This is a genomic window from Pseudoalteromonas sp. Cn5-37, assembly GCF_021532495.1.
Lineage (GTDB): Bacteria > Pseudomonadota > Gammaproteobacteria > Enterobacterales > Alteromonadaceae > Pseudoalteromonas > Pseudoalteromonas simplex.
The window spans coordinates 1-10,251 of record NZ_JAKGBA010000053.1; the positions used below are offsets into that span (position 1 = coordinate 1).

At 35.0% G+C, this 10,251-nt stretch carries 9 protein-coding genes; all 9 read left to right on the plus strand.

Annotated features, from left to right (window positions below; genetic code table 11):
* The first annotated feature begins 186 nt into the window (after nt 1–186).
* The 9 genes from L1266_RS21330 to L1266_RS21370 all read left to right on the plus strand — a co-directional run bounded on the left by L1266_RS21330 (nt 187) and on the right by L1266_RS21370 (nt 10,063).
* Entirely contained in the window at nt 187–738 is a 552-nt protein-coding gene (locus L1266_RS21330; RefSeq protein WP_235378317.1) for a tyrosine-type recombinase/integrase, read from the plus strand.
* Nucleotides 725–4,087, plus strand: coding sequence for a hypothetical protein (locus tag L1266_RS21335; protein WP_235374230.1), 3,363 nt, complete (start codon nt 725–727; stop codon nt 4,085–4,087). The genes L1266_RS21330 and L1266_RS21335 overlap by 14 nt, the downstream gene beginning before the upstream one ends.
* Nucleotides 4,080–4,688, plus strand: a complete 609-nt coding sequence (locus L1266_RS21340; RefSeq protein ID WP_063530379.1) for a hypothetical protein — start codon at nt 4,080–4,082, stop codon at nt 4,686–4,688. The genes L1266_RS21335 and L1266_RS21340 overlap by 8 nt, the downstream gene beginning before the upstream one ends.
* Before the next feature lie 129 nt (nt 4,689–4,817).
* The gene (locus L1266_RS21345) at nt 4,818–5,381 is read left to right on the plus strand and encodes a recombinase family protein (protein ID WP_063529529.1); all 564 of its coding nucleotides are present in this window, start codon (nt 4,818–4,820) and stop codon (nt 5,379–5,381) included.
* Nucleotides 5,381–5,854 carry a hypothetical protein gene (locus L1266_RS21350; protein ID WP_063529530.1) on the plus strand — a complete coding sequence of 158 codons (474 nt, stop codon included), beginning with the start codon at nt 5,381–5,383 and terminating at the stop codon, nt 5,852–5,854. Before L1266_RS21345 ends, L1266_RS21350 begins: the two co-directional genes overlap by 1 nt.
* Nucleotides 5,851–8,040 (plus strand): AAA family ATPase, encoded by a 2,190-nt coding sequence (locus tag L1266_RS21355; protein ID WP_063529531.1) that lies wholly within the window; start codon nt 5,851–5,853, stop codon nt 8,038–8,040. The genes L1266_RS21350 and L1266_RS21355 overlap by 4 nt, the downstream gene beginning before the upstream one ends.
* Nucleotides 8,041–8,185: 145 nt before the next feature.
* Nucleotides 8,186–8,830: a hypothetical protein gene (locus L1266_RS21360; protein WP_235374229.1), complete on the plus strand. Its 645-nt coding sequence runs from the start codon at nt 8,186–8,188 to the stop codon at nt 8,828–8,830.
* A gap of 400 nt (nt 8,831–9,230) precedes the next feature.
* Nucleotides 9,231–9,578, plus strand: a complete 348-nt coding sequence (locus tag L1266_RS21365) for a hypothetical protein (protein ID WP_063530464.1) — start codon at nt 9,231–9,233, stop codon at nt 9,576–9,578.
* An 89-nt stretch (nt 9,579–9,667) separates the two neighbouring features.
* Complete coding sequence (locus tag L1266_RS21370) at nt 9,668–10,063, plus strand: hypothetical protein (RefSeq protein ID WP_063530465.1); 396 nt, start codon at nt 9,668–9,670, stop codon at nt 10,061–10,063.
* Nucleotides 10,064–10,251: the final 188 nt, after the last annotated feature.

A 10,251-nucleotide genomic window follows, 5' to 3' on the forward strand; every position in this document is an offset into this window, starting at 1 on the left:
TAGAAAAGGCGCTCAATGCGAGGCCGAGAAAATGTCTAGGGTTTAGGCAACCAGCGGTAATATTCGATGAATTACGCAAAGCAGCCTAATTTAGCGAGTGGTGCACTTCGGACTTGAATTCGCGACTCACGTAAACGGATAATTTATACAATTAACCCAGAAGACCGTCCTCTGGCTTATGTTACATTGAGCAGTGATCAACGAGCGCAACTAGAGTGGAAAGGTAGAAACATTAAAACGGTATATTTTATAGAGCCTTTTAAGACAATATTTTTTGATACTTTACCGAAATACTTGATTGAGAGAAGGAAAACAAGTTGTAGTCATAAGTTTCTGTTCGTAAATCTGGACCACGAAAATAAGGGAAAACCATATTTTCTAGCTAGTAATGAGTCTTTAAATAAGTCATTTAAACGTGTTCAAAAGAAACTAGGTATTGAGAAGCCTTATACTTTGCATAGTTTGAGGCATTATTACGGAACTTTCTGTCGAAATTATTTACCACTCGAAGGCGGTAAGGTTGGTTTAAATACTGCTACTGTTCAATCGTTGATGGGACATAGTAGTGAAGAGTCCACTAAGGGCTACGCAATTATTGATAAGGTAATTTTAAAGTCTATGATGGCAGCCGCAAACAATCTGCTAATGAAGAATAAAAGCGATGTTAAGAAGTTGACTGAAGATGCCATAAATTATCAGCTTACTTTGGCAGAGGAAAAGATCCTTGGAATTAAATAGTATCAGTGAGCACTTTGAAGCTATAAAGGCATCATTTATAGAAGATCTTCAACCAATAGCTAGTCCTGATTCACGAAAAGGGCATGATTATTATGGCTATTTCTCTTATGAATTATTGACGTTTTTAGATGATGTAACGCCTGAAAACATACATGACTTTTACCATTCAACTAAGAATGATAATATTTGGAAACTAGAGCAAAACCGTATATTTGAACTTCTAGGAGTGGCTATTAGCTCTAATGGAGAGAAGGGCTTCTTAAGGATCATTTTTGCGAGTTTATTTGCTTCGATAGCAAAAAAGAAAGTAGTTGTTATTCCAGCGGATTATTACTTTAATAAGCCATTTACAAAGCCTCATAAGCAGTTCTTATCTGATAATTATTTTATTAGCTTACTTCCTTCATTCGCAAAAGAGCTACTTTTAACCGCCACTCGATCTAGATTTGAGCAAAGTAAGCATTCTTTCATAAATGATTGGGCAGGTGTTGAGGAGAATTTCAATCATTATAAGACTTGGAACAAGTCTGCAATTGATGTTTTTAACTTGTTTTGCGCTTATGGAATTGAGAAGCCAACAGGGTTATCCCCAGAGATAGTGAACAACTACCGAGTTGATCGTTTAAGATGTAACCAAGGAGTTATGTCATGGTTGCCTGCAATTTCATTTTTCGATCATAAGTTTGATACTGCTATAGTTAGTAAAACCCAAGAGCTAGCTCGTAGGCAGCTTAAGATTGAAATTAAGAAAGACGAAAAAACAACTCTCGATTATGATGACTCAAAATTTAAGAGCCTTGGCCCAAAGGAGGCGCTGGAGTCTTCTAGTCCATACTTAAAGGGCAAAGACCTATGTGTATTGGCTCCAAGGGCTTTAAGAAATGATATTAAGATTGGTGAATATACTTTCCATATTTCCAGCTTAGCTAATTATAATATTAGCTCCATAGATAAATCTTCACTTTGGTATAAGTCTCAAGAAGATTATGTAGGCCATGATTCACCAGAAAAAAGTACGAAGAATCAAAGAATCAATGCGCTTAGATATTTAAATGCCTATCTGTTTGATTATTTACCTTACTTTTTCAGCAAGAATGACACGGTGATCCAATACCCTGATACACCCGAAAAGTTCTTAGGTTATATATTCATTAAACCATCATCGGTGATGGAGAGTGTTGCCTTTAAATCAGAGCAAAAAATTATTTACCCATGCTCATTTATTGATTTCACATCCTTGTTCGTTGACATGAGAAAGCTGCACTCAACGGATAACAATAATACCCTCAGAGACACTCTTGCAACAATCAACAGGTACTTTGAATACATACTTACCAACTTCGGCAATATTGATGGTTTGAAACTACAATCAAATCCCTTAGATGCAAATAAGAAAAAGTTCGGTTCAAGATACTCCAAAAGCAACAAGGCTATGTTGGATTTGAACTACTGGATTTACTTTAGAGCTTTTATAAAGACGCTCACTAAACATGCTATGTTGAAGTCGGCAGAAGAGTGTTACCTGTACTGCAAGAAAAATGGATTAAATGAGATTGCTGCTGATATTAAGGTTATCAAGGAAGATATTTCAGATTTCATAGATAAAACTGAGACATCATTAAGTGAACAAGAGGTTAGTAACCGTATTCCAGTCGAAGGTCATCTTCCTATCAGCAAGGTTATTGAGCTTGTTGAAGGCTACAGACCGTTAAAAATATTTGATGTCGATTTAAGTAAGTTCAAGAGAAAGTCTATTCAGTTAACTGAAATGGGTTTGATGTGCAAACATCTAGACTATCAAAGTTTTGCTTCTATTTTAGTAAGTGCATATGCTGCCCAGAGGGCGTCAAATGCGAGTTGGTTAGATGCTGATAACTTTGATGCTGACTATATTCAGGATAACAATTTACCGATGGAGTCATTGGTAGATATCAGGATTCATACGGATAAAAGTAAGCCTACAGGATTTGAAAGTTTGATCTCAAAAGAAGTTATGGAAGTGCTTCTGTTAGCTAGAAAATTGAGAGGTCTAAACCGAAATCCAAACTACGTCAATCCAATTAAGTATCAAGATAATGAACAGAGTAAATTTGGTAAGCTTAAGCCACTATTACAAAACTCAAATTCCAATTCGTTTCGCCATTACAATCTTTCTTTGTTTTTGGAGATTTTTGAAAAGTGTTTGACTGATTCTGGTATCGAATTTGTCAGTCAACTTAGATTTGGGCCAGTCAATGTTCGGTCGCAGGACTTTTATTACTTTGCAAGGCTGGGAAGTGTCCCAGTATCTTATAGTTATTACATTCGTGATAACCAAAAAGAAGATTTTGTTCCTTTCAGCTCAATAGAGTATAAAAGTTTAATTACTGTCCATTCTTTGCGTAAGCAACTAGTTACGGTATTTGATGTGCTAATCGGTGATCGGGAAGCCATAGGAATGATCACGGGTCAATCTGAAGCGACCGTTGGTTACTATTCAGATAGTTCTCCTCAGATTGAAGGAGAAATTGTAAAACACAAAAAATTAGTCATTGAAAGTGTAGTTGCTCCAGAGACGGTTGCATTTAAAGAGGATGATTTTGAACAAACGATAGATTATAGAGAATTTGCTAAAAAATATAGGCCAATTACTACACATATGACTAAAGAAGTTGGTTCAGGTTTATATGATTTGAGTTCTAAAGATGAACTTTCGCTTAACTGGACACATCTATGTCCGTTTGGAAATGATTGTCCTAATGAGGTTGTAAGAACAATTGGGCGAATGAACTGTCATATTTGTCCTAAAGCAATCAGTACAAAGCATCAGGCACCAGCAATAGCACTTAAAATTAAAAAGCTATTAGACGATGTTGCGGATCTGACGGCTCAAAAACTCAAGGCTAATGTCACGAGTGCTGACCTAGATAGTATAAATTATGAGATCACTAATAATTTGAAGCAAGCAAGTTGTTGGAAAGTCAGAATAGACATTATCAATAAGTACGGGATAGCGGTTGGTGATAAGGACGAAGTTGTTAACCGAATGAAGTATATGGTGCCGGGTACATTTAAACATAGCTTGTGGCTACGTCTCAAAGAAGCTGCAAATACTCCAATTTTACAGAGTGATAAATTAAAAAGAATTTCAAATCGAATGGTAAGAAAGTTAAATAAAGTAGTTCCTGAATTGGCTGAAATACTTGAGTCTATTGAGGGCGAAGTTGAAGATGATCCAGTTTCATTTTTATTAACATCACTTCAGATGGTTTCAGAAATAAAAGAAATACCACTGGATGAGTTGTTAGACGGTAGGGAAAAATTGATTTCAGATGATAATAAGAAATTGTTGGAGATACTAAATGTCTGAACAACGGGGTTTGGCCTTAAAAAAATCTAAGCAGAAAAGTGTAAATGATAGAGATGCGAGATTAGTAGATATTTTAAAGGGAATGAAAAAGCTTTCCTTCGTTAATTTAACTGCATTGTCAGATTATGTTTCTGAAAAGTTTGAAGAAAAATACTCAGAGGTAATTTCTCCATCAACTTTAAGAAGAAATAAAAAGTATCGAAAAAGGCTAGATAAGTTCCAAAACAGCAATGGTGAAATTCTTCCTGAAGAAACTGAAGTAGCAAGGTTAGAAGAAGACCTAATGATTGCTGAAAGTGAAAACTATACGTTGGAACAAAAGCTAACTACTGCTAATGAGGCCATTTCTAACTTGCTTGGTCAAGTGTCGTCTTTAAAAACGTTATCATTAGAAAACAGAATTGATGGTGTTCAAGAATTTCAAGTAGATGATTCATCATTTAGGGTGATTCTCCTGCTGCTGGAACATGTTGATGATTTTGAAGTTAGGGATACTGGGATTTACGATTTAGCTTCTGCTATTGGTGATGAAGAATTAATTATACCTTATGATGCTTGCCCAGAGTTTTTTATTTGGTATTTTAAGAACACAAGAACTTAAGTTTGATATCAAATAAAGTACATGTACTTTATTAATTTTTAAGATTAAAGTTTACTTTTGGATAAGGGTGTACTAAAGTTTTAACTTAAGTACACTAAAAATGGATTGAGAATCTAAGAGTAAATTAAAATGAGTAAAATAGGCTTTGCCAGAGTTTCGACAATTGAGCAAGATTTAACAATTCAGCTCAACGCATTAAAAGGCGCTGGCTGTGAAGAAATATTTTCTGGTAAGCAAAGTGGGGCTTCAGATGAAAATGAAGCTAAACTATCCGAACTTTTAAATTACATTCGTAAAGGTGATGTGATCATAGTGACAAAACTTGATCGCCTAGGCCGTTCTCTTAAATCTGTTTTATCTATTATAGAAGCTATCCATCAAAAGAAAGCCACATTAAAGACGCTTGATGGTGTTATTGATACCTCAAACGAAAGTCCTTTTGCAAAAGCAACAGTTAATTTGATAGGAACTTTCGCGCAATTAGAGCGTGATTTAATTGTGTCAAGAACTCAGGAAGGTAGGGAAGCAGCTAAACTAGCAGGTAAGCATCTTGGTAGACCTGCAACTATTCAAGAAGCTGATAGAAAGAAAATTCGAAAGCTTATCGTGAATAAAGAATGCACGGTTAGCGAGTTAGCTAGAAGATATGGAGTTACTAGGACCACAATTAATAGAATTCGAGATGAGAAATAATGTCGGATGCTCAGACCAATATAGATAAATTCGAAAGTTGGCACCAAGATAAATCACTTGGTGAACTAAGCGAGTTTGTGAATTTTAAAACAAAGGAATTAGTTAAAACTTTGGTAGCTAGGGATAGTGGAATTGGCTACAGTGCTCTTAAGCCAGCAAATGGGAATCCTGTATTACTTCAAGTTTATAAAGAATTTGAAAAGAAGCTTATAGGAGATCTCATTAAAGCTGGATTATTGCAAAGTGTTGAAGCTTCTAATAAGTCGAATACTCAAGATTGTTCAAGCGTTTTTAATACTTCTGGTGAAAGTGTTAATGAGATCTCAAGAAGAAATGCTGAATTAGAAAAAGAGAATTTCAGTTTAAGAGCAGAAATAAAAGCACTTAAAGGTAGGCTTGGTGAAGCGGAAGCTTCAGCGGAACGTCATAGAGAAACAATTCAAGTAATCAATGAAATTAATGGTGTACTTTGAGCATCATTAAAACTGAAGTTATCCGAGTTACCAATGTATACCAATCCGATGAAACTTACGTTTCATTCAGTGGTGTACAATTATCGGTGCAGGCCAAAAAGAATCGACAGAATAAAAAAATCATTTTCATCAAAACACCAAGCTCATGCGTGCCAATTGAACCTAGTTTAGGTCAACACTGGAAAGTTACAGGTAACGTTGAAACTAGAAAGTTTACTAGTGAAAATAACTTCAAGATTACTCAAGATCACTACGTAAAGCCTGAAAAAATTGAAATAGTATTGCCAACCACAGCAGAGCACTTTGCGTTATTTATTGGAAAAAATCCAAGTTTTAGAGGTATTTCTCAAAGCAAGGCTAAGGAAGTATGGGATACCTTTGGTAATGAGATTTATCAGATCCTTGATGACAGAAATGAAGAAAGACTTAAAGAAATTTTAAGCAAAGCCAAAATAAATACGCTCTTAAGCGGGTATAGGCAATACTCAAATCTAAAGTATACAACTTGGTTTTCTGAACTTGGAATCCCACTGCATGTTCAGCAACGGTTGATTAAATATCATGATCATGAATCCATCATTCAACTCAAAGATAACCCATATTTACTTACTAAATTGGGGATGAAGTTTAATGCTGTAGATTCAATTGCTCAAGAGCGATTCTCGATTGAAAATGATGACATTAGAAGAATAATATCAGCATTCGAACAAGCGTTGAAACGACATGAGAGGCAAGGCCATACTGTGGCCCATAGAGCTGATTTGAAGCCAAAGTTAGAAAAGTTACTCAAGAGTGAAACACTTGCTTCCGAATCATTCCAACGAGTTCTTGAAGCATCAACAGATAAGGTACTTGTTTACAATAAAGAGCTGGAAACTTATCAATCTACAGCATGTTTTATAAAAGAAAAAGCAATAGCCCTTCGTATTAAATACTTGGTTAATCTAGAACTGAGTGAATATGAAAGAAATAGAGCAAAGGCAGCTTTTAGACATGCTTTGAGTTCGGTTTCGTTTAAATTAACACTTGGGCAATGTAGAGCGGTTTATAGAGCACTGAGAAATAAAGTTTGTGTGGTCTCAGGTGGCGCAGGCACAGGGAAGACAACTGTTTTAAAAGCTATTTTGGCAGGCTATGAAATATTAGGAATTACTTCTCATTGTGCTGCTTTATCGGGGAGGGCAGCTAAAAGGCTTCAAGAGTCAACTGAACAAGTGAGTATGACGATAACTAGGTTGCTTATGAAAAAGCCTATAGAGCCGGACTTGATTGATAGCTCTAAGCAAAATGCATTGGTTCTAGATGAATCATCTATGATTGACGTAACAACGATGTTTAAGTTAGTCAATCATATACATCCTGACACAAGAATATTATTTGTTGGAGATCCTAAACAGTTACCTCCTATTGATTCAGGTTTGGTTCTCAATGACATCATAAATAGTCATAGGGTAGCTATTTCATGGTTGGATATTGTAAAAAGACACGATGAAGATACGGGTATTCCAGAGTACAGTTTAAGTATTTCAAATGGAGTTCTACCTCCATCGTTAACAACAGGAAATATCACTTTTCACTGTGTTGCCGATAATGAAATTAATCAAAGGTGTTTAGAACTCTATAAATTAAATACTTCAGATAGTCGAATTACATCGGCTGTTTATAAGAAAGAATACGGTGGTATAGATTCTTTAAATAGGTTACTTCAAGGCGAACTTAACTCTTTGAACAAACATCTCACTTTTGTTTTGATGGGGCAGACCCATAAGCTTCCAATCAAGCTAGGAGACCCGATTATATTTACGAAAAATAATATAGATTCAGGCGTTCAAAATGGAACATTGGGTAAATTAATCTCATTGGCAACAAAAGATCACTTGGGTGAAGTTTTAATTGATGCATCGGATGATGTCATTAAATTAAATCATGAGCTACTTAATACGATTGAACCTGCTTACGCCATAAGCTTACATAAGGCTCAAGGTAGCCAATTCAGAAAGGTTATCATACCGCTAAATGGCTCTAACTTAATTGATAGAAACTGGTTATATACAGCGATAACAAGGGCTGAAGTCGAAGTGCATCTTGTTGGACCTAAGTCTTTTTTTGAAAAAGCAATACATAAGAAAGGTGCAACAGAAAAGCGTAAAACGGGCTTGATGTATATTTTAAACTCACTTTTTTAATTGTTCTAATTTCTTCACTTAAACCAACGCAAACCTTCTACATAGCAATATTTATATTACCCGGTAATACTTTTTAATTTAAAGTTACTTGGTAACGATAAATAATCGACTATAATGCTTTGGCAAATTTTAAAAAGGAACACCCATGAATAGTAGTAGCAAACGTGGTCGCCCGGCTCGACAGATGAGTGAAGATAAAATCATCAATATGCTTGAAGATATTTATCTTAACAAAGAGTACTTTGAAAAACTCTTCATCGTATTAGAGTCTGAAGAAGAAAAGTTTTTTACTGATTTTTTTGAAAATTTTCATGAAAAAATAGCAGAGACAACTGTTAAGAAATCTAAATTTTTAATAAGTTCTTCTGAAGCAGAAAGCAGAATAATTGAACTTAAAGGTTCTAATTTAAATGAATCTGAAATAAAGAAAAGAATAAAAGACGTGGAGGCTAAAGTAGCAGTTTTTGAGGATGAGGATATCAATGAATTTCAATCTGTTATCGACAAGCTTCCAGACGAGTTATGGATACGCTATAACAATCGATTAAGACAGCAAGCGTATAAAAAAAATAACAGATGGTCGAGACAAATTGAATTTAGTGAAGATGCTTATTTAGATCTTAAAGTTTTAAAAAACTCCTTGAATGCAAAAACTTGGAATGACTTGTCACTTCAATTGAAGCGTGACTACTTACAGATAGAAAATATTTGTGCAGCATTACAAGTTGATAATCTTAATGAGGCTTTGCTAAAAATTAAAGAAAATAAACTCTTGATGAGCAATAAATAATGACAGAAATTAAAGATGAAGAATGCTCTGCTTGTCATAAGGAACATATTGATGTCAGAACAGAGGTAATCACACCACCACTGAATTCTGCACCGGGCCATATCAGGAAAGCTATCTTTTATCGTTGTGAAGCTCACATAAACTCTTAGGCTTATTGAAATCAATGAATGTGAAAGCACAGGATTTACAGTTTGATACATGTGTATCACCTCATGACATACTAGGAAACGCTCAGAAAGGCGTTACAGTTACTCATAATCCTACGGGGAAAACTGCTAGCTATAACAAAGAAAAGTATCAGTCGTTTAACAAGGTTAGAGCTGTTCAAAAGCTTAAACACGAACTTAATTGTTCGAGCATTAATTAGTATTACCACATAACAATAAATATTGGAGTGATTATGACAAGAAAAGAAGTTAGACAATTAACATTTGAAGATTTAAAAGAACTTTTAAGAAACCCTTTTCAAGCACTTGTTGAAGAAGGTGACACGACTCATATATGTGAATACGGTGACGAAAAAAATAAAGTTATTGAAGAAGTATCTTTAAGTTCTGAAGTTCATAAATTACTTAGACATTTAGGCTCTAGCAATATTATTCACAAAGGAAAATGGGGCAATAACATCGTATCGAATATTCCTGACTTTGCTAGTTTCTATGACATCCATCGTGGCGATATCTACTCTAAACAGACGGATGAACAGTATGCGCTAGCCGTATCTCTTGATTTAGCTGAATCAAAATAATCTTGAGGTCACAATCTAAGTATTAAAGTTTCAATTCACAGCCTTTGTGCTATTTAATTTTACTAAGTAACAATATGATTTAATTCGATATGAAAACTGTAAAAGCTGGTGATAAAAGCAAAGCAATATGTCATAAATGCGAATGTGTTGTTGAGACTACATTTATGAAACGTGACGTAGCGCTCAGCGATAATTCAGCTATTGTAGAGAATCTACTAGTAGCTGTTTGCAATAACTGTAACGCAGTTGTCGCAATGCCGCAGCAATCATCGATACAAGTTAATCATGCAATAACCAATGAGAAAGTAATGGCTAGAAGAGATAGAGATGATGTTAAGAATAAATCTGTTACATCTGTACTTGGAAGTAAAAGGTTGCCACAAGAGTTAGAGGAATTAGAGGTTGGTGAAATGACTATTGTTGACGGTAAAGCATTCATGCGTGTTGACGTTGAGATTGCTAATAATGAGAAAGAACTAAATTAATGTTACCCTCTAACAATAATTATAAGGTGTTCTAATCCAGACTTTAGATGTTCGAGATGTGTGAACTGGTTTAATTGAGCAGGACACTTTAATAATGGACAATGATCTAATATTGAGGTGTTAAATGACAAAACGAAAAAACAAAACTTATACAACCGAATTTAAGCAAGAAGCAGTTGCTTTAGTGA

Bases quoted from the DNA above. Each gene is read 5' to 3' on its own strand.
- L1266_RS21340 (WP_063530379.1), top strand. From the start codon at position 4,080: ATGTCTGAACAACGGGGTTTGGCCTTAAAAAAATCTAAGCAGAAAAGT.
- L1266_RS21345 (WP_063529529.1), top strand. From the start codon at position 4,818: ATGAGTAAAATAGGCTTTGCCAGAGTTTCGACAATTGAGCAAGATTTA.
- L1266_RS21350 (WP_063529530.1), top strand. From the start codon at position 5,381: ATGTCGGATGCTCAGACCAATATAGATAAATTCGAAAGTTGGCACCAA.
- L1266_RS21360 (WP_235374229.1), top strand. From the start codon at position 8,186: ATGAATAGTAGTAGCAAACGTGGTCGCCCGGCTCGACAGATGAGTGAA.
- L1266_RS21365 (WP_063530464.1), top strand. From the start codon at position 9,231: ATGACAAGAAAAGAAGTTAGACAATTAACATTTGAAGATTTAAAAGAA.
- L1266_RS21370 (WP_063530465.1), top strand. From the start codon at position 9,668: ATGAAAACTGTAAAAGCTGGTGATAAAAGCAAAGCAATATGTCATAAA.